General features: G+C 41.1%; 15 protein-coding genes. All 15 read right to left on the bottom strand.

The window, feature by feature from the left end; translation table 11 throughout:
- Window positions 1-160 precede the first annotated feature (160 nt).
- The gene (locus tag H4075_RS11975; RefSeq protein WP_182801080.1) at window positions 161-3,595 is read right to left on the bottom strand and encodes a hypothetical protein; all 3,435 of its coding nucleotides are present in this window, start codon (window positions 3,593-3,595) and stop codon (window positions 161-163) included.
- A 209-nt stretch (window positions 3,596-3,804) separates the two neighbouring features.
- Window positions 3,805-4,569 carry a succinate dehydrogenase/fumarate reductase iron-sulfur subunit gene (locus H4075_RS11970; RefSeq protein WP_182801079.1) on the bottom strand — a complete coding sequence of 255 codons (765 nt, stop codon included), beginning with the start codon at window positions 4,567-4,569 and terminating at the stop codon, window positions 3,805-3,807.
- 22 nt (window positions 4,570-4,591) lie between these two features.
- Window positions 4,592-6,562 carry a fumarate reductase/succinate dehydrogenase flavoprotein subunit gene (locus tag H4075_RS11965; RefSeq protein WP_182801078.1) on the bottom strand — a complete coding sequence of 657 codons (1,971 nt, stop codon included), beginning with the start codon at window positions 6,560-6,562 and terminating at the stop codon, window positions 4,592-4,594.
- Window positions 6,563-6,686: 124 nt separating this feature from the next.
- Window positions 6,687-7,394, bottom strand: a complete 708-nt coding sequence (locus tag H4075_RS11960; RefSeq protein ID WP_182801077.1) for a succinate dehydrogenase cytochrome b subunit — start codon at window positions 7,392-7,394, stop codon at window positions 6,687-6,689.
- Window positions 7,395-7,524: 130 nt separating this feature from the next.
- A complete protein-coding gene (locus H4075_RS11955; RefSeq protein ID WP_182801076.1) occupies window positions 7,525-8,343 on the bottom strand; it encodes a DUF3575 domain-containing protein in 819 nt (272 codons plus the stop codon).
- Between the two features lie 98 nt (window positions 8,344-8,441).
- The gene (locus H4075_RS11950) at window positions 8,442-9,008 is read right to left on the bottom strand and encodes a hypothetical protein (RefSeq protein ID WP_182801075.1); all 567 of its coding nucleotides are present in this window, start codon (window positions 9,006-9,008) and stop codon (window positions 8,442-8,444) included.
- Window positions 9,009-9,080: 72 nt separating this feature from the next.
- Window positions 9,081-9,335, bottom strand: coding sequence for a hypothetical protein (locus H4075_RS11945; RefSeq protein ID WP_182801074.1), 255 nt, complete (start codon window positions 9,333-9,335; stop codon window positions 9,081-9,083).
- Between the two features lie 114 nt (window positions 9,336-9,449).
- Window positions 9,450-10,394: a transglutaminase family protein gene (locus tag H4075_RS11940; protein WP_182801073.1), complete on the bottom strand. Its 945-nt coding sequence runs from the start codon at window positions 10,392-10,394 to the stop codon at window positions 9,450-9,452.
- A 12-nt stretch (window positions 10,395-10,406) separates the two neighbouring features.
- The gene (locus tag H4075_RS11935; RefSeq protein WP_182801072.1) at window positions 10,407-11,348 is read right to left on the bottom strand and encodes an alpha-E domain-containing protein; all 942 of its coding nucleotides are present in this window, start codon (window positions 11,346-11,348) and stop codon (window positions 10,407-10,409) included.
- 133 nt (window positions 11,349-11,481) lie between these two features.
- Window positions 11,482-12,927, bottom strand: coding sequence for a circularly permuted type 2 ATP-grasp protein (locus H4075_RS11930; protein WP_182801071.1), 1,446 nt, complete (start codon window positions 12,925-12,927; stop codon window positions 11,482-11,484).
- Window positions 12,928-13,038: 111 nt separating this feature from the next.
- Entirely contained in the window at window positions 13,039-14,343 is a 1,305-nt protein-coding gene (thrC, locus tag H4075_RS11925) for a threonine synthase (protein WP_182801070.1), read from the bottom strand.
- Window positions 14,344-14,390: 47 nt separating this feature from the next.
- The gene (locus H4075_RS11920; RefSeq protein ID WP_255460179.1) at window positions 14,391-15,320 is read right to left on the bottom strand and encodes a homoserine kinase; all 930 of its coding nucleotides are present in this window, start codon (window positions 15,318-15,320) and stop codon (window positions 14,391-14,393) included.
- 2 nt (window positions 15,321-15,322) lie between these two features.
- Window positions 15,323-17,764 (bottom strand): bifunctional aspartate kinase/homoserine dehydrogenase I, encoded by a 2,442-nt coding sequence (thrA, locus tag H4075_RS11915; RefSeq protein WP_182801069.1) that lies wholly within the window; start codon window positions 17,762-17,764, stop codon window positions 15,323-15,325.
- A 289-nt stretch (window positions 17,765-18,053) separates the two neighbouring features.
- Window positions 18,054-19,253 carry a T9SS type A sorting domain-containing protein gene (locus tag H4075_RS11910; RefSeq protein ID WP_182801068.1) on the bottom strand — a complete coding sequence of 400 codons (1,200 nt, stop codon included), beginning with the start codon at window positions 19,251-19,253 and terminating at the stop codon, window positions 18,054-18,056.
- A gap of 209 nt (window positions 19,254-19,462) precedes the next feature.
- Window positions 19,463-20,284, bottom strand: a complete 822-nt coding sequence (gene murQ, locus H4075_RS11905; RefSeq protein ID WP_182801067.1) for an N-acetylmuramic acid 6-phosphate etherase — start codon at window positions 20,282-20,284, stop codon at window positions 19,463-19,465.
- Window positions 20,285-20,289 lie beyond the last annotated feature (5 nt).

Here is a 20,289-nt window from a genome sequence, read left to right as displayed (position 1 = left end):
TTTATTAAGAGCGGTGGATTCTTCCACCGCTCTTTTTATTGGTCGGCACGGTTGAAAACCGTCAGACCATATGGAAAGTTGTCGTCATGCCGACGAAGGAGACATCTCTAAAAATTCAGTTACTATCTTTTTGTAAACAGTTTCAAATAGACAGCGTTTATTAAAACAACGCTCTTACACTTGCCCTGCCCGTATGAATAGCTTTTGCTTCACCGGGTTTTCTTCCTTCATAGGTGAAGTTAATTTCCATGTTATTGGCCAGCCTTCTTGTAAAGTCGATATTCCATAAAAAGTTTTTGCCCGGTAATAACGCATCCAACATTATAAAGGCAACGGTTGAATTAGTAGCACCATTAAAAGCGATATTGCTGAATTGAAATTTGCCATTGATCGTGCTGCTCGAAAGTACATTGTAACGCATCTCCGTAATGATGGAGTTGATCAATGCACGCTCCTTCTGCCCATCCTGGTTTTGCTTTTCCTCGTATTTATAATTTAAAGAGAACCGATATTTTGTTCCGCTCTGAAAACTGATCGATGGTTCGGTTACCCATTGGGCAAGGTTGTAATTCCTGTTTCCGAATTTGGGTGTTTCGAGTTGATTCGTGATCTTCTTCACGAGAATATTTGTTGAAAATTTCTTACTGAGATTCCAACGAATTCGTCCGGACAAATCACGCAGTGTTCTTGTTTCTAAACCATAGGTAAGAATTGATCGCCCAACGTTCTGCACATGTGTAAGATCAACACCCCATACATTACTTGTTCGGTTAAAGAATAATGTATTGGTTAAAATAGAACTTAATGAAATTAGACTGGTATCTGCTTTTGGTTTTGAGAATGGATCGAGGTTGATGTTTTTATCGGAGATCTCTTTTTTAAATATCTGCAAACCTGATTGAACCGTAATGCGTGTTAAAAACTTACTCATTCCTTTCGCTTTGTTCAGATCGATCAATGCCCTTGGGTTTAAGTTAACGCTGTAGTTAAACTGGTTATAGTTTGCACGAATAAAATCAAGTGTGGGTGTAAATACACGAATGTAGCGGGCCTGGTCTTGATAGAGCGCAACTTCGAATTCATTTAATTGCGGAATGCCATCGGTATTGTAATCGTTCCATGTGTATTCACCTTGCCCGGCTGGTACTTCTAAGAACGAATAGTCACGCCGTTGCTCCTGTCCGCTACCCGCTTCGTACAAAATATTTCCGGTGAGCATTCCTTTCCATTCATTCACAAAATATTCAGCACGACCTAAAACCGAACGTTCAGCTTTTTGTCCTGTAAGTTGACTGTTATAAACTTTCAACTCCCGTATGGTTGCGTTTAAACGAAACTGATGTTTTTCACTGCTCATCAATTCAACATAAGCATTATAGTTAAAGCTGCGATCTGTTTGCTGCAAGGCTTTTCCAAGAGGCAACTTATCTCTTCTGGTAAAGAAATTCAATCCCCATTTATTGCTTGCTTCTTTCGAGCGTAAGTAAAGCGTCCATGTGTCCCACATGAATGTGAGAGATGATAAACTATCGGTGATACGGTTGCGGGTCTCACTGTGTTCTAAATAGTATTGTCCACCTAATTCTATTTTATCCAGTTTATCGAATCTCCGTTTCAGATCAACTGTTGGGCGAAGAAAAAAACCTTTGTTACTGCCACTATCAGTTGATGAGTAATTGAGATTACCCGTCCATGTCCAGCCTTTGTTTGAAAAACCATGCTGCACTGCATGACGAATACCTTTGAACAGGAAACCCCGTTGATAATTCTGTATGTTATAACTGAAACGGTGATTGGTTGTGCGCATCAACTCCACACCCGCACCGATGATCTGTTCTTTTTCCTGTTGAAGAAAAATGGGAAGCCCCCACTCCCTTGTAAACTCAACGGGACGTAAACGTTCCAATGCACGGAAACTTTCCTGCACAAATTCGTAGCTGCTGTTGAGTTTATAGGTCAATGGTTTTTTCGGATTGCCTTTGAACTGATTGTTGTATTGCAATGCTATTCTGCCGGCTACACCATCATCATTCGTTTTATCTTTTCGTGAAAGTGTGTTGATATCAAAACGGCTGATGGCGAGTTCTGTTTTAACTAATAACTCTTTCGTGAGTTGATAATCTGTTCCAACAGTCAACATTTGTTGCGTACGTGGTGCAACCAACCGTACAGCGGGTGCATACCTGCCTTGACGCACGCCGTTCACCGGAGCGATCCATTTGAATGTTCTTCCGTTTGCTCCTGCTTCTTCCAACATATAATCTGCATTGCCAAAACCAACATCGGTGAAAGATGCGGTGTACACATCGGGTTGATCAATGGTTGTGTAAACCAGCACTGAATCATAAGTAATACTGTTAACCGTTGAATCAACCAATCGATACACGATCTTATTGGCAGCAAACGTATCTTTTGCAATGGATGGATACAATGCTGTCTCTACCCGATCACCAATATCAAACAGAAATTGTTTTTGTTCGGTTGTCAAAAACTGGTTTACAGATGTATTTTTTGAATCAGCATTTGAAAAGGCGTTCACCCTGAATGTGAGTTTGGGATTTACTGTCAATTCATTTCCAACAAAAAATTGTGAGTTAAGAAAATTACGATCGGCATATTCAAACTCCACCTGTATACGCCGGTCTTTGTTGATCATGCGTCGTGGAGTAAAAGTAATTTCAGCTGTGTTGTAATTGATCACATAATCCTGGTCTTCGCCACGCTGCATCAATTCGCCATCAATAAACACACGCTCCGTTCCTGCAAGCACAATAAAGAACAGTTCACCATTCGGTCCCTGTAATCGATACGGTCCCTGGTTGCCTTCCTGTCCCTGGAATACATAACGGTTAAACTTTCCCTTTGCAATGGCGCCGGATACAAGCGTTGAATTCTTCCCTTGTTTAAATACATTCACTTCGTTTTGAAACGAAATACCCTGCAGCCGTTTAAAGAAGCTGAGGAAGTACGCATCGTTTCTTCTGATATCAATATCGCCAAGGTTCAGTTGCCAGCCTTTCTTTTTCAGTTGAATCCACACACGGTCAAATTCATTCAATTGCTGTGTATTTCCTTCTGCCTGCACCGGAATATTGTTATCGGTCAATGCAGCAGAAAGCATCATGCTGTCGCCAATTACACCATTGATCTGGAGATTCAATACACCATTCACCACTGCATCCTGGTTGTTACCAAACGAAATACCACGGCCAAAACTTCCGTTGTAGTTTACATTTCCAAAATCGAACATGCCTTTGCCAAAGCCGGTAGTCTGATCGACTGTAATAGGTTCGGTGAGGAAGTTGTTTTTGATGTCTTCGAAATTCATACGCTGCACCTGTGCATTCAACTTGTATGGGAACACACGGTAGGTAACCATCACTGAATCTATGGCTGGTGGACTTACCCAAAACAACCGGCCATTCACTTCATCCACAGTGAAATTTTCCGTTGCAATGCCTGGAATGATGACTGATTTTGGAACGATGCTGAGACTGTCAAGTTTAACCGAACTTGTTTTTGTACTGATCTTTTTGCTACGCAGATTCGATAAGGAGTTGGGCTGCTGTGCAAACGACAGCAGAGAGGATAGCAATACGACAAGGAAAAAGACGAGTTTTCTGATAAGTCAGTGGTTTTCAGGATAAGAATGCGTAAAAATAGAATTTATTGTGCTAACCGGAGTTCAAGGTTTTTTTTAATACCAAAGGCCCGCTATTCTTCCAATAAAAAACCTCCGTTAACGGAGGTTTAAATATGATGATTAAGTCTTCGGTTACTCATCTATCAACAGGCTATGGCTGCTTATTTACTTGCTGTTAAACTTGCAGCTGCATAATCTGCATTCAGACGTGCAATATTGGTCAGCGAAATTTCTTTCGGACAAACTGCTTCGCAAGCGCCGGTGTTGGTACAAGCTCCAAAACCTTCTTTATCCATTTGTGCTACCATGTTCAGTACACGTGTTTTCTTTTCGGGTTCGCCTTGTGGCAATTGATTAAGGTGAGCCACTTTCGCACTTACAAACAACATAGCCGAAGAGTTCTTACAAGCGGCCACACAAGCACCGCAACCAATACAGGCCGCAGCAGCAAAGGCTGCATCCGCTTTTGCTTTATCAATTGGCAATGCGTTTGCATCAACGGCATTACCTGTGTTTACACTGATGTAACCACCAGCCTGAATTATTCGATCAAATGCTGAACGGTCTACCATGAGATCTTTGATCACCGGAAATGCATTTGCTCTCCAAGGCTCCACCACAATCGTATCACCCTCGTTGAACGCACGCATATGCAACTGACAGGTTGTGTTTGCTTCCCAAGGACCGTGCGGACGGCCATTGATGTACATACTGCACATCCCACAAATACCTTCACGGCAATCGTGATCGAAAGCAATTGGGTCTTTCCCCTCGCCGATCAGCTCTTCGTTCAATACATCAAACATTTCAAGGAAACTCATTTCCTGCGAAATGTTCTTTGCATCGTAGGTTTCAAACGAACCTTTATCGTTGCTGTTCTTCTGGCGCCAAACTTTCAGTTTTACATTGATATTTTTATGTTCCATAAAATCAAAAGCGATTTTAAAATTATTTATAAGAACGTTGACTTGGTTTCACCACTTCATAATTCAACTCCTCTTTGTGCAACTGCCATTCGTGATCTCCTTTCATTTCCCATGCAGCTACATACATGTACTTGTCATCATGACGTAATGCTTCACCATCTTCTGTCTGGTGTTCTTCACGGAAATGACCGCCACAACTTTCTTCACGGTTCAATGCATCAATACACATTAACTCACCTAATTCAATAAAGTCGGCAACACGATTTGCTTTATCAAGCTCAGGGTTCATTTCATTGATATCGCCAGGAATACGTACATCACTCCAGAATTCCTGCTTCAACAGCTGCACTTCTTTAATGGCTTGTTTCAAACCTTCAGCATTGCGGGCCATACCACATTTATCCCAAATGATCTTACCCAAACGCTTGTGGAAACTTTCAACTGTTTTAGTTCCTTTAATATTCATGAGCATGTGAATGCGGTCACGAACCTTGCTCTCCGCTTCAGCAAATGCAGGATGATCAGTTGGTATTGCTTTGGTGCGAATCTCATCGGCTAAATAGTTACCAATTGTGTATGGAATAACGAAGTATCCATCAGCCAATCCCTGCATCAAGGCACTTGCACCCAAACGGTTTGCACCATGGTCGCTGAAGTTTGCTTCACCTAATGCATATAAACCGGGAATATTCGTCATCAGTTCATAATCAACCCACAAGCCACCCATGGTATAGTGTACTGCCGGGTAAATGCGCATAGGTACTTCGTATGGATTTTCACCGGTGATCTTTGCATACATATCAAAGAGGTTACCATACTTTTCTTTCACAACATCCTTACCCATCTGCGTAATGGTTTCAGCATCGGCGTTAATACCACGCTTACCTGCTTCAATTTTTCCGTAACGTTGAATAGCGGCAGCATAATCAAGATAAACAGCTTGCTTACTTGAACCAACACCATAACCTGCATCGCAACGTTCTTTCGCTGCACGGCTTGCTACGTCACGGGGAACGAGGTTACCGAATGCAGGATATCTTCTTTCTAAATAATAATCTCTTTCTTCTTCAGGAATTTCGTTGGCCTTGCGTGTATCGCCTTGTTTCTTCGGAACCCAAATGCGTCCGTCATTACGAAGCGATTCACTCATCAACGTGAGCTTACTTTGATGATCACCACTTACAGGAATACAGGTTGGGTGAATTTGTGTAAAGCAAGGGTTGGCAAACATCGCACCTTTCTTATGCGCTTTCCATGCAGCAGTAACGTTACTGCCCATTGCGTTTGTAGAAAGATAGAATACGTTACCGTAACCGCCACTGCATAACAGTACTGCATGACCGAAGTGGCGCTCCAGCTCACCTGTTACCAGGTTACGGGCAATAATACCACGGGCCTTTCCATCGATCATGACAATATCCAGCATTTCATGACGTGAATACTGAGTTACATTACCCAAAGCGATCTGGCGCTCCAATGCCTGGTAAGCCCCTATCAATAACTGCTGACCTGTTTGGCCCGCAGCGTAGAATGTACGTTGTACCTGTGTACCACCAAAAGAACGGTTACTCAACAAACCGCCATACTCACGTGCAAAAGGAACACCTTGTGCAACGCATTGGTCAATGATGTTTGCACTCACTTCTGCCAAACGATGAACGTTTCCTTCACGTGCACGATAGTCGCCACCTTTGATCGTATCATAAAACAAACGGTAAGTACTGTCACCATCGTTCTGATAATTTTTGGCAGCATTGATACCACCCTGCGCAGCAATAGAGTGTGCACGGCGTGGACTATCCTGGAAACAAAATGTTTTCACCTTGTACCCGAGCTCACCTAATGCAGCAGCTGCAGATGCACCGGCCAAACCTGTACCAATTACAATCACTTCAAGACTGCGTTTGTTGGCAGGATTCACCAGTTTACAGGTGTTTTTATAATTTACCCATTTAGTATCTAACGGACCGGCAGGAATTTTTGAATTGAGCATATCGTATCAAATTCGGTTATCGTACAATTTATAAGGTATTTTTTGTGTAGTCAGCTTTTGTGTTATCTATTCGGCTTTTGTTGCGTCGCACACTTGAACAGTGCTGCAGACAGCAACAGGAAACTTATTCAATCCACTTCAGGTGAAAAGCAATTGGCATCAATGCAAATAATACAGAAACGACAATTGAGAAACCAATACCAATTGTATTTAACAACAACAGATAACGATTGTTGCTTACACCAACAGTGCGGAAAGCACTTTGGAAACCATGCATCAAATGCCAGAATAAAGAGAAACAACCAATAAGGTAAGCGATCACCACCCACAGTTCACTAAAGGTTACTTTCATTAAGCCGAACATATCGTGCATGTCAACTCCGTTGTAGTTAACGGGTATATCAAGTCCCGCATGTGTAAAACGTGCAGGTACCCAAAAATGACTGAAGTGTAAAACAAAGAATAACAAAAGCAATGTGCCCAGCAAACCCATGCTGCGGCTGTACCATTTGCTGCCTTTGCTTCCCATGGAAACATCGTAGCCAACAGATCTTGTTTGCCTGTTCTGCAGTTCCAGCATGTAGCCTTGTATAATGTGCAGTAAGATGCCGGCCATTAAGCCAACCTCCATGATACGGATGAGAACTGTTGAGCCCATGAAGTGAGCTGCTTTATTGAACATTTGCCCGTTATCATCGGGATTAACCAAGTCTGCAAAAACGCAGGCATTGATACTAACATGTACGATTAAAAAAGTAATAAGGAATAAGCCAGTAAGACCCATTACCAATTTTTTCCCAATGGAAGAAGTGAACATCTGCTTGAATGTCATAAAAGTTGTTTTGGAAAGCCGTTGCAAATTTAGGGTAGGAACAGGTTCAAAATACAGGTAATTATGATTAATGTAATAAAAAATGCCCCATTTACCGGGGCATTTTTAAATATCATTTTAATTCTAATGATTAAAACTTAATACCAATAGTTAGTCCAGCTCTTACGCCAGCCCAAGGGCCATCAACAATAGCCTTGATATTATTAGCACTTACTTCGGCAGTAATTTTTGTTAAAGGAAGTTCCAATGATTCGATGGTATTTTTAATTTCAGTTTGTTCGTTTGCTGAAAGACTGGATGATGGTGTACCGCTTAATGTTCCATTGCTTGTTCCATAATGTGCACCGAGAATCCACCAATCCAATGTAACAACTTTACCTAAATGCCATTGGGCACCGATCATTAGTCCTCCGCTGTGAGTAATTACATCTCCTTTTAATTTGATCGTTTTAGTTGTGTTTGCATCACCATCAAAAGTTATTGGCAATTCATCTGAATTGAATTTTGCATAACGGTAATAAGGCGCAATGTAAAACCCACGGCCATAACCTTTCTGGTTGAGGTAAAAACGTACTTCAGGAGTAATGGCGAAGTTGCCCACTTTTAATGCACGGAGATTTGCTTCAAGATCCGGATCTCCATCAGCAATATCGTCAACATAATTACTCAGAAATGGTAAACCGCCTGTTGGCATGCTTCGTATACCCACGGCTACCGAGATTTTCTTTGTTAATACACGCTCATACTGAAATGAATAGTTTTTTAAAGCGAGTGCCATCAGGTTCACTTTTAAAATATTCATTTTGTGTTTATCCGTTTTCTCAACAGATGGTTTAACGTTAACAGGTGCAGCTCCTCCGGATTGCTCATCGAGTGTTGACTGTGCAACCAGTGAAGTAATGCTAAGGGCACAAAAAAGCAGAGTCGTTAAGATCTTTTTGTTATACATACAATTTGGTTTGGGAGATAAAAGCGAATTACACGCTGCAAATTTTACTTAAAAAAATTACAAATACTATACCTCCTAAAGGGTATTTTACCCGTTCTTTAAACCACTAAGCGCTGGTTTAATTCTCCATCAATTTTTTTAAAAAGATGATAGGGTTTATAAATACGCCAGTTGTCGAGTTCCATCAATTCAAGGTAACGGTTGAGTTTTAGTTTTTTGAAATCGTACTGGGTCTGTTCAGGCATGTTCAGAATAATGGTCCAGCCATTTTCATCGGCACAGTTCTCATACCACTCTTCATAATAATCTTTTTCACTGCTGTGGAAGTTGAGTACATTTTCAGCTACTATGATGAATTTATAAATGCCTTCAGTCATCAGCTTATCAATTACCTCACGCTTTAGTTCCATCACATCGTTCTCAATAGCATCGTTCCATTCGCCCAACATTTCAATAATGGCATATTTTTCTTCGTAATCAGCAATTAAAATTTTCAGGTAAAGGGTTTTGCTTCCAAAATCATCCCATTGCGGATGGATATAGTAGTTATAAACGGTTTGAGAGTACTCAAACTCGGAGTATTGACGGCCATAGAACGGGGAATGTTCATCTTCTTCGCTAACATAAATATGCCGCCAGTTGTAAAAGGGTTCAATATCATGCATACTTCACAAGGCTATCTTTCAACTGATAGTTCCTGCAAATTTCAGCATTGAACCGATAAATAAAAATAAAAATCAATTATCGCTGCTGTCGTCGAAATAACTTACCATTTGCAACACCGTACAAGGGTGAACATAATTGAACAGCGTTGATTTGAGGAGATTATGAAGCTCGGCCCGACTCATGCAATAAGCGTGGTTTTGCAAAGAAAGTTTGTAAGCATTTACTTTGTGAAAAGCTAAAGCGGCTAATTGGCTGGTGTGGTCTTCAACAATAGTAAATTGTTCTGCAATGTGCGCCTGATCGTCGAAGAATAATGGCTTTTTCATGTGGATACAGGTTTGGGTTTTAAGATATTGGTTTTATTGTAACGTGAAGATAAGCTGAAAAGTTGCCTTTACATGTAGTAAAACCACGACACTTTTGTAGAGACAGAATTACGGTTATTGCTGCTGCTGGGCTGCTTCTTCAGCTGCTATACGCTCTGCTTCCTTTACTGATTCTGTGATCTGCATCTGCACATCGTTGAGTTCTTCAAACACATGTCCGTCTTCATAACCAACAGATACATAAACTGAAAGTGTTTGTTTAGCGAGGCCTTTAAAGGTTCCTTTGATCGGGGAGCAGGCGTTAAAATCACGACCAACCGCCAGCTTAATATGGTGTGTTGTAACCCATACATTATTGGTAGGATCAATACCCACCCAACCCAGCTGAGGAATATAGGCTTCCACCCAGGCATGTGTAGCGCCTTCGCCACGCATCCCGTTTTTGTTCGGACAGATATACCCACTCACATAACGGCTGGGAATGCCCATGCTTCGCAAAAGCTGCAACAGTACATGTGCAAAATCCTGGCACACGCCACTACGGTGTTCCAGTATTTCATCAACTGTTGTTTCAATATTGGTGATCCCTTTTATGTATTTGAATTCAGAAAAAATATAACCGGAGCAAGCTTCTACGATCTGCATCACCGTTTTGTGTTCACAATCGAGCGAGGTTAAGATCTGTTGTAATGCTTTTGTGGCAAGTATTTCTTCAGGTCTAGAAAGTTCAAGCAAATGAAAATCGGAAGCAACTATTTGTTGCAACTCATCTCTTGTGCTCTCAACAATAGGAACGCTTTCTTTACCAATGGTTCGCACCACCACCCTGCTATCGATGATCAAAGAAGTGTGTGCAGCCAACAAGCTGAAATCGGCACAACGGTTGCCCCAATAATCAAGAAAGAAAAACAATTCAGGATCGGTAGTGATGTTTACTTCGTGTTGTAAAATTTCCTGCTGATCGGAAGCAACAGGATAAATACGCAACTGGTTCACACTTTCCTTTACAGGCCTGTTGTAATTATATTTTGTTACGTGATGGATCTGAAAAACGGGCATCCTTTATTGTTACTATGCGTACGAGAAAAATTGTTGACCTAATACATGTGAAAATTTCAGCAGGTCCTGTTTGGTATCCTGCAGAAAGCGTTGCAATGTAATCTGTTTGATGGAGCTTTCATCTGCAAATTTTACACGGCTGTAAATACGGCCAAATTCACGATAGATCATCTGTTTTTGTGGTGGTTCATTTTCTTCCAACACTTCTGTGAGATATTTTTCTGTACGGGAAAGTGAATAAACAGCTGAACGTGGAAAATGATGATTGAAAATAGCCTGGTGCAGCACATTCATATTCGTAGCACTGCCTTGATAATTTTTCATGTGTAACTCATAACCTGATAGCGAAAGCAAAAGGTTTCGCCAGTAAAGAATATCCTTGTGATCGTCGAGATCAAACTTGATCTGTTCAAATTGTTTGTAGGTAATATCAGCTGTAAGCACTGCACGTTCGATCAACCGGCCAATGTTCATAAAGTTCCAACCCATACCACGTGGCATGGTAGTATCAATAACTCCTACGTAGGTTAACGAAAGTTTTAATAATTTATCGATACTTGGTAAAGCTTCTGCTCCTGATAATTTTTTTTCGAGCCCCGGTTGATTAACGGTGTGATACATCAGGTTCACTTCTTCCCACACTTCTTTGGTAATGTGATCCTGCATGCCTCTTGCATTTTCCCTTGCTTTGTTTATGATGCTGCGGAGTGAATTGCTGTTTGCTCTGCTCAGGATAAGATATTGCAATGTATTGGCAGATGAATATTCGATCTGCTTCATTTCTTCATCGGAAAGATTACCAAATGTTTCAAGCACAGGTCTCCATGAATGAACGCCGTAAGGTCCTTTATCGAGCGACAGTACATAGTTGGTGAGTAATACACGCAATAAACCTTCGGCCCGTTCCATATAACGGTTCATCCAGAACATTGAATCGGCAACACGGCTAAGCATTTATGATTTCAGATTTTAGATTTAGAATTAGTTTCTTGTTTCAAGTTTCTGGTTTGAACGTGCGGTTTACTTCACTTGTAACCAGCAACCTGTAACCTGTTTTACTTCGTACTTTCAACTTTGTATTTCGTACTTAGTCAATGACCCAGGTGTCTTTACTTCCCCCACCCTGTGATGAGTTTACAACAAGCGAACCTTCTTTCAACGCAACTCTTGTTAAACCACCCGGAACAATCTTAATACCATCAGGACCACACAATGCATACGGACGAAGATCAACATGTCTTGCCTTTAGTTCCCCATCAATAAAACAAGGAACAGTTGACAACTGAATGATCGGTTGAGCGATAAACTCTCTCGGGCTTTTTTCAATTGCTACTTTGAACAAACGCATTTCTTCCTCGGTTGCTTTATTACCCATCAACATTCCATAGCCTCCACTTTGGTTGGTGCGTTTCACTACCATCTTATGCATATTTTCAAATACATAGTTCCGTTCATCGTCATTGCTCATCTGGTAAGTGGGAACATTAGGAAGTATCGGTTCTTCATTCAGATAATATTTGATCATAGCAGGTACATAAGCATACACCGCTTTATCATCAGCAACACCATTACCAACTGCATTGGCCAACGCAACTGTGCCTTTACGATAAGCGCCCATAATACCCGGCACACCCAACATACTATCAGGACGGAACAGCAAAGGATCCATAAACTCATCATCAATGCGTCGATAGATCACATCAACCTGTTGCAAACCACTGGTTGTTTTCATGAACACTTTGTGATTATCGATCACCAGATCTCTTCCTTCCACCAACTGGATACCCATTTGCCGTGCAAGGAATGTATGCTCGTAATAAGCAGAGTTATAAATACCAGGTGTCAGCAATACAACGGTTGGATTAGAAACGGGTCTTGGTGATAATGCCATTAAGTTATTATGCAACATCAACGGATAATTATTCACCATTCGCACATTGGCATTTGACAACAGATCAGGAAACAAACGTTTTGTTACTTCCCTGTTCTCTAACATGTACGATACGCCTGATGGTGTACGCAGATTATCTTCCAGAATATAAAACGTTCCATCTTCGCCACGAATAAGATCAATACCGGAGATGTGTACATAAATATCATGCGGCACTTTAATACTTGCTACTTCATGCAGAAAATGCGGACAGGAAGCAATGAGTTCAGCCGGAATGATTTTGTCTTTAATGATCTGCTGCTCACTGTAAATATCTTTGAGAAAAAGATTCAGTGCTCGTAAACGTTGTTGAATTCCTTTTTCTACATGCACCCATTCGGCAGCGGTAATGATGCGTGGCAGAATGTCAAAAGGAAAGATGCGTTCAATGCCTGCATCATCGCTGTACACCGTAAAGGTGATGCCCTGGCTCATAAATAGATCACCCGCCAGCTTGTGTTTAAGATGGAGATCAGCAATATTGTGCTGTTTCAGTTCTTCGACCAGCTTTTGATAGGGCAGCCTTATTTGGCCACTGTTCTGCATTTCGTCAAATAATGCAGAGCCGGTCTGATAGTTTTGTATCAGTAGTTCGCTGTCCATATTGATTTTGAGTGTTAATAAAGCAAAAAGAGTTGCATACGTACTGTTTTATGTACGGCAGGCAACTCTTTGCTCAATTTAGGGAAAACAGCTTAGTTGATAAAATAAATATCAGGCTTTCAATAAAAAATCTTTCAACTCTTCAAACGAGACATTCATTAGTGTTGATTTCTTTGGAAGATCAATAATTTCTTTTACAGCATCGGGTAATGGAATAGTTTGATTCAACACAGGTTCTACCACATCATAAAACTTAACCGGGTGTGCTGTTTCGAGAAAAATGCCTTTTAACGATGAGTCACTCACATCAGCTAAATATCGTTCCAATGCTAAATAACCAACAGCACCATGCGGATCGAGTGTATAATGCAATTCATCGTACACACGTTTCATGGTTTGTTTTGTTTCTTCATCGGTAATACTTACACTGCTGAATTTTTCTTTCAATTGCGGAAACTGTTGATGAAACAGTTCGAGAATACGTACAAAGTTACTGGGGTTGCCTACATCCATTGCGTTGCTGATCGTTGCTACCGCAGGCTTTGGTTGGTATTGTTGCGACTGCATGAAGTTGGGCACAATATCGTTTGCATTACAAGCTGCAACAAAATGTTTCACCGGCAAGCCACTCATGTGCGCCAGAATACCAGCGCAGATATTTCCGAAGTTTCCACTAGGCACACATATTACAGGAGGCTGATCTTTTTGCTTCCATTGTTTGTAAGCAAAGAAATAATAGAACTGTTGCGGAAGCCATCTTGCTACGTTGATGGAGTTGGCTGAAGTAAGAAATAACTCTTTGTTTAATGCGGCATCCGTGAATGCCTGCTTTACTAATTGCTGACAGTCATCAAATGTTCCGTTTACTTCCAGGGCATGAATATTGTTGCCGAGTGTAGTTAATTGTTTTTCCTGCACACTGCTCACTTTGCCACTTGGGTAAAGGATCACAACCTCCACTCCTTCTACATTGTAAAAACCATTGGCAACAGCACCACCGGTGTCACCGCTTGTTGCAACGAGTACGGTTACTTTTTTATCAGCGCCTTTTACAAACTGACCAAGACAACGACTCATAAATCTTGCGCCTACATCTTTAAACGCAAGCGTTGGTCCATGAAATAATTCAAGCGAAGAAATGTTTTCACTCACCTGCACAAGCGGAATCGGAAAGTTTACTGTTTCTGATACGATTCGGTACAATTCATCTTCAGCAATTTCATTACCGATATATGGTTTGATCACACGAAAAGCAATTTCTTCATTACTGATGTTTTCGATATTGCTGATGAGCTCTTTATCAACCTGTCGAATGCTTTCAGGAAAATACAATCCTTTATCAGGCGCTTGCCCAAGAATAGTTGCTTCTTTAAACGAAGCAATGGGTGATTGTTTATTAAGACTATAATAGTTCAATTTGAAAATTTGAGAATTTGAAAATTGGTTTGCCTATTGCCAATCGTCTATTGACCAGTGATTACTTCAACTCCGTTTTTAGCGATAGAAGTAACATAAGTTTTATAATCAATTCCTAAACGATGAAATACTTCCTGCATAATTGCTTCGACATTCTTTGCTGTTGTTTCTTTTGTACTCAACATAAAAATGGAAGGTCCGCTGCCGGAAATACCACCACCTAATGCACCTGCTTCTTTACTTCTTGTTTTTATTTCATCGAAACCGGGAATTAAAATACTACGCACAGGTTCAATGATCACATCTTCCAGGCTTCTGCCGATCAGGTCAGTATCGCCTTTTTCAAATCCTGCAACAAGCCCTGCTATATTGCCCCATTGCTTAATGGCATCTTTCAGCAATACTTCTTTTCGAAGTATTTGTCGTGCATCACTTGTTTTAACCTCAATCTGGGGATGCACAACCGTAACAAACAGCGGAGGTGAATTGAGCTGAATAATATCCAATGGATGTATCGAACGGATCAACGTAACACCACCCATTATACAAGGCGTAATATTATCTGCATGTTTTACACCACTTGCGAGTTTCTCACCAAACATTGCAAACTGAACCAAGTCATCGTTAGAAAAAATATTTCCCAACAGTTGATTGGCAGCAACAGCGGCACCTGCAGCACTTGCAGCACTCGAGCCAAGACCACTACCCGGCTTAATGTGTTTTTCGATCTCTACTTCAAAGCCAAACTTGTTATCCATCTTTTCCATGATGGCTAACAACACCACACCTGCCACGTTTTTCTCCGCTTCTGTTGGCAGATCGTATTCATCTTTATTGGTGATGTAAACTTTTGGCTCATCGATCAATCTCAATTTCATGAGATCATAGGGCTCCTGCAAGGCCATGCCAAGGATATCAAATCCGCAGACAAGGTTGGCAACAGTTGCCGGGCATTTCACTTCTACTTCTTTCATCATAATTATTTTTGAGCGGCTCTTAAAATATCTGCAAACACACCACTTGCTGTTACTTCTGCGCCTGCACCTGCACCTTTCACCACCATCGGTTGTTCTTTGTAACGATCGGTGTAGAAAAGAACTACATTATCTTTCCCATACAAATGATAGAGATCATGCTGAGGTGGTATATGCTGCAAACCTACACTTGCTTTACCATCGTTAAAACTTGCAACAAATTTCAATTTGCAATTCTCTGCATGTGCTTTATCGAAGATGGCTTTAAAATGTGCTTCTTCTTTTTTCATTGCTTCGTAAAAATCAGCAACGCTTCCTTTTACACAACTTTCCGGTAAAAAGCCATTGCATGTAATTTCTTCCATTTCCATTTGCACGCCTGCTTCACGTGCAAGAATCAATATTTTACGCATTACATCAGTACCACTCAGATCCAAACGTGGATCGGGTTCAGTGTAACCTTCATCCTGTGCCTGCTTTACTACATCTGCAAAAGGTCTTGTACCGTCGTAATGATTAAATACAAAATTGAGTGTGCCACTTAATACAGCTTCCATTCTGTGCACTCTGTCCCCGCTGCGCATCAGATCGTTCAACGAACCAATAATGGGTAACCCGGCACCAACATTTGTTTCAAACAAAAACGGTGCATTGAATTCTGTTGAAAGATGTTTCAGCTTTTTATAATTGTTGAGTTTGGATGATGCTGCCACTTTATTACATGCAACAACTGCTATACTCTTTTCAAGTAAGGATGCATACACATCAGCAATAACTGCATTGGCCGTAACATCAACAAAAACAGAATTACGCAGGTTACGTTTGATGATGGATTGTACAAACTGATCAAGATTTGAAACTTCGCCATTTTGCAACAGCTCATCCCATTTATTGAGATCGATTCCATTTTCGTTGATAAGCATTTTACGACTGTTACTCAACCCAACAATATTCACATGCAAACGCAAATGCTGTTCAAGAAATCCTTGCTGTTGTTTTAATTGTGCCAATAATCTTTTGCCTACATTACCTGTGCCAACAATGAAAAGGTTTACCTGTTTCTGAATTGTTTCAAAAAACTCTTCATGTAAAACGTTCACAGCTTTGCGTACATCGTCGGTTGCAACTACTGCAGAAATATTACGTTCAGTTGAACCTTGTGCAATTGCACGAATGTTGATACCATTGCGACCTAATGCAGAAAACATTCTTCCGCTGATACCGGTGTGGTGACGCATCTGATCTCCCACCAATGCAACAATGGATAATTTTTCTTCGATCTGTAACGGATCAACTTTATCAGTTGCAATTTCGTATTCAAATGTTTTATCAACTACTTCTTTTGCTCTTGCAGCAGAAGCAACATCCACACCCACGCAAATTGAGTGTTCACTTGAGCCTTGTGTAATGAGAATAACATTGATCTGCGCATTTGCCAATGCCGCAAACAAACGGCTGCTGAAACCGGGTATGCCGATCATGCCACTACCTTCAAGACTTAACAAAGCCAATGAATTGATACTGGAGATGCCGGTAATGATATTGGTCGAATCAGATTTATTTTCAATTACAGTTCCGTGATCTTTTGCTGCAAATGTATTCTTCACCCAAACCGGAATATTCTTCGATAATACGGGTTGAATAGTTGGCGGATAAATCACCTTTGCACCAAAGTGTGAAAGCTCCATTGCCTCCTGGTAAGAAATGGAAGGAATAATTTTTGCATTTGGAACCCAGCGGGGGTCTGCGGTCATCATACCGCTTACATCTGTCCATATTTCCAGGGCACTTGCATCAACTGCTGCTGCAAGAATTGCTGCTGTGTAATCAGAACCACCACGACCTAATGTTGTAGTGATATTGTCTGCATCGCTGGCAATAAAACCAGGCAGCACAATGATCTTTTGTGATGTGCTGCTGACGAAATCTTTTATCTGCTGATTGGTAATTGCAAAATCAACAATTGCATTGCTGTAGTTTGAATTGGTGCGTATGAGTTCACGTGCATCTTTCCAAACAGCACTTGTGCCATTTGAATTAAATGCGGCGTTGATCATGGTTGACGAAAGCAATTCGCCATAACTCACCAGTTTATCTTTTGTACGCAGTGAAGATTCATTCAAAAGGTAAATACCGTTGCAGATGTCTTCAATTTCATTGCAAAGTTTCTTTACCATACTCAATACGCTGCTTTGCTGCTGCACCGGTATCAATGACTTTACCGTATCAAGGTGTCTTGTTTCAATTTGCTTGAGGATTTCCTTGTACGATTCATCGTCGTTTGCAGCTTTTGTGCCGCAGTTAAGCAAGAGATCGGTTGTGCCACTCATTGCACTCACCACCAGTATTACAGAAGATTCCTTTGCTTTTTCTTTTACTATCTCAACAACCTGTTTGATTGCCTCTGCGCTTCCCATTGAAGTGCCACCAAATTTTAAAACCAGCATAAAAGTTTACGTTAAATGATCAGAAGATGTTTCTTGTTCTGCAGCAAAAATGCCCTTGGGGTAATATGGTAATATACAATCCGCTTAGCGGATCGTAGTTGTAAATGTAGTTGTACCAGTAGCCGATGAAGCTATGGATGAGGAGTGAATATGTACAACTGTCTTTTTCATTATGGCTGTGAAGTTAAATGCTGCTGCCGATGAAACAAGCGTTAGTCTTAAAATAATTTTTCATCTAAACAACAAGAGCGGCTATTAAACCGCTCTTGTTACCTTAAAAACCCGCCAGCTATTGCATCACAAATTTTGATGAATAAATTGTTTTCGATTCACTGTTCAGCACTTTTACCATGTACATTCCTTTGCTTAATTGTTGTTGCAGTTCCACTCCTTCGTATTGACCGGGACCGCTGATGTTTACGATTTTATTGAGCAGAATTTTTCCGGATAGATCTAATACCTGGATGGTATGAATGCCTTTTCCTGTTTCTTCAAAACTTAATTGAAACCGACGTTCTGTAACCGGATTAGGATACATGGCAATTTTTTGATTGGCCATTTCAAAAGGAGAACGGCCGGTTATGTATTGTCCGTTATTAATAGCTGCACGAGATGCAAGATTGCCACTTGCAAGATCAGATGCGTTGATGCGTTTTTCAGTACCAAATGCTAAGTCGGCTTTAAATGTTGTCAGATCGAGATAGTAATAAGGTTGATTGCCATAACTGCAACTGATGAGTACACGGCCATCGTTATCTGCAGCGGCACCATTGACTGTAAAGTTCTCAGGCAATCCTTTGATTGTTCCAAGATGGGTTGCAAAACGTGTTGAAGGATCAATACTGTAAACATTTCTCATTTGTGTGATGAGATATAACAAACCATCAGTACCTGCCACCATATCTCCACCCCAACTGCTGCATTGACTATGTACAGACAAAGCTCCGTTTGTTGCAGCATCAACGATATTTCCAAGATCTGTTAACACTGGTTTTTTACCTGTACTGAAACGATATAAATGATTGCCATCATTTGTTGCTGCATAGCCATAACCATCTGCAGCAATGGTCATTCTTGTAATATGATTAGCAGGGTCAGTCATATTCAACTTACTCAACAAAGGCGAAGTGAGTGTGTAAAATTTAGGTGAAGATGGTTCTCTAACATCGGCCCAGCGTAACTCAGGAATACGCATCGGCACATAGAACATGCGTTGATTGGATGCATCAAATGCTGCAGCAGCAACAGTTGTTGCTGTTGGCCATGCATTGAGGTTGCGCTCTGTTACCGCATCAAAAATGGCAACGTATTTTTTTGCAGGATCATATACTGTTTGTACAATATCGCCTTGTTTGCTGCTCATCATTTGAATGCTCACCCAATTGCTCTGGTTTTCCGGAGAACTGATGGCGTAAATAAATGATGATTTTTGTGCAAAATTTGCTAAGCTGAATAAAAGGAAAGCTGAGAGTAAAAATTTTTCTTTCATAATGTGCAGTTTATTGGTGTTTACTGTATCGGCTACAAAAGTTACAACCAATTACCAGCATATGCAACCTTTTACTGTTACATTTTTATGAACGGAGGAAGGAAAATTGCACCAGGCAATAATCAACAGACAATAGAGAAATTCGCCAATGGCAACAATGAATTAAAGGGTTTGCATATACCCTGTTGCAAATTGTTTGTTTACATTTTTTATTGTCCAATGGATGTGAGCGCTTTTCTTACGGTGCCATGTGTGAGCAGGAGATCCCGGGCTTCATTGTAGTCTGTGAGTCCGCTGCGAAGCATAAGCATTTTTACACCCCGGTCCACAAGTTTTTCGTTGCTCAGCTGCATATTCACCATGCGGTTGTCTTCTACCCTGCCCAACTGGATCATGATGGAGGTAGAAATCATATTCAACACCAGTTTTTGGGCGGTGCCGCTTTTCATGCGGGTGCTGCCAGTCACAAATTCAGGACCTACTACCACTTCAATGGGGTAATCGGCAGCAGCTGAAACAGGCGAACCGGGATTACAACTGATGCTGCCAGTTATGATATTTCGTTTGCGGCATTCTTCCAATGCGCCAATTACATAAGGTGTAGTTCCGCTGGCAGCAATACCAATCACCACATCTTTATCTGAAACATTATGGGCTATAAGATCGGCCCAGCCTTGTTCTTTATTGTCTTCTGCAAACTCAACGGCGTTTGTAATGGCTTTTTCGCCACCCGCAATAATGCCGATCACCAAACCATAAGGAACACCATAAGTTGGCGGACATTCGCTGGCATCAACAATACCCAAGCGGCCACTTGTGCCGGCGCCAATGTAAAAAAGACGGCCCCCCATGAGCATTTTATCTGTGATGGCGGTAACCAACGGTTCAATTTGGGGTATGGCTTTTTCAACAGCGGCAGGCACGGTACTGTCTTCCTTGTTAATGTTTTGCAGCAGTTCTGCTACAGTCATATTTTCCAGGTGATGATAATGCGATTCCTGTTCAGTAATTCGTACAAATTGTTCCGCCATGCTGT

Origin of the sequence: Lacibacter sediminis, from assembly GCF_014168535.1 — a bacterium.
Lineage (GTDB): Bacteria > Bacteroidota > Bacteroidia > Chitinophagales > Chitinophagaceae > Lacibacter > Lacibacter sediminis.
The sequence above is the reverse complement of the archived record's forward strand: the minus strand, read 5'-3'. Positions and strand labels throughout refer to the sequence as shown.

Coding starts and splice junctions, on each gene's coding strand:
- H4075_RS11960 (WP_182801077.1), bottom strand. CDS start 7,394: ATGACATTCAAGCAGATGTTCACTTCTTCCATTGGGAAAAAATTGGTA.
- H4075_RS11920 (WP_255460179.1), bottom strand. CDS start 15,320: ATGATGAAAGAAGTAGAAGTGAAATGCCCGGCAACTGTTGCCAACCTT.
- H4075_RS11940 (WP_182801073.1), bottom strand. CDS start 10,394: ATGCCCGTTTTTCAGATCCATCACGTAACAAAATATAATTACAACAGG.
- H4075_RS11935 (WP_182801072.1), bottom strand. CDS start 11,348: ATGCTTAGCCGTGTTGCCGATTCAATGTTCTGGATGAACCGTTATATG.
- H4075_RS11950 (WP_182801075.1), bottom strand. CDS start 9,008: ATGCATGATATTGAACCCTTTTACAACTGGCGGCATATTTATGTTAGC.
- H4075_RS11965 (WP_182801078.1), bottom strand. CDS start 6,562: ATGCTCAATTCAAAAATTCCTGCCGGTCCGTTAGATACTAAATGGGTA.
- H4075_RS11955 (WP_182801076.1), bottom strand. CDS start 8,343: ATGTATAACAAAAAGATCTTAACGACTCTGCTTTTTTGTGCCCTTAGC.
- H4075_RS11930 (WP_182801071.1), bottom strand. CDS start 12,927: ATGGACAGCGAACTACTGATACAAAACTATCAGACCGGCTCTGCATTA.
- thrA (WP_182801069.1), bottom strand. CDS start 17,764: ATGCTGGTTTTAAAATTTGGTGGCACTTCAATGGGAAGCGCAGAGGCA.
- H4075_RS11970 (WP_182801079.1), bottom strand. CDS start 4,569: ATGGAACATAAAAATATCAATGTAAAACTGAAAGTTTGGCGCCAGAAG.
- H4075_RS11910 (WP_182801068.1), bottom strand. CDS start 19,253: ATGAAAGAAAAATTTTTACTCTCAGCTTTCCTTTTATTCAGCTTAGCA.
- H4075_RS11945 (WP_182801074.1), bottom strand. CDS start 9,335: ATGAAAAAGCCATTATTCTTCGACGATCAGGCGCACATTGCAGAACAA.
- murQ (WP_182801067.1), bottom strand. CDS start 20,284: ATGGCGGAACAATTTGTACGAATTACTGAACAGGAATCGCATTATCAT.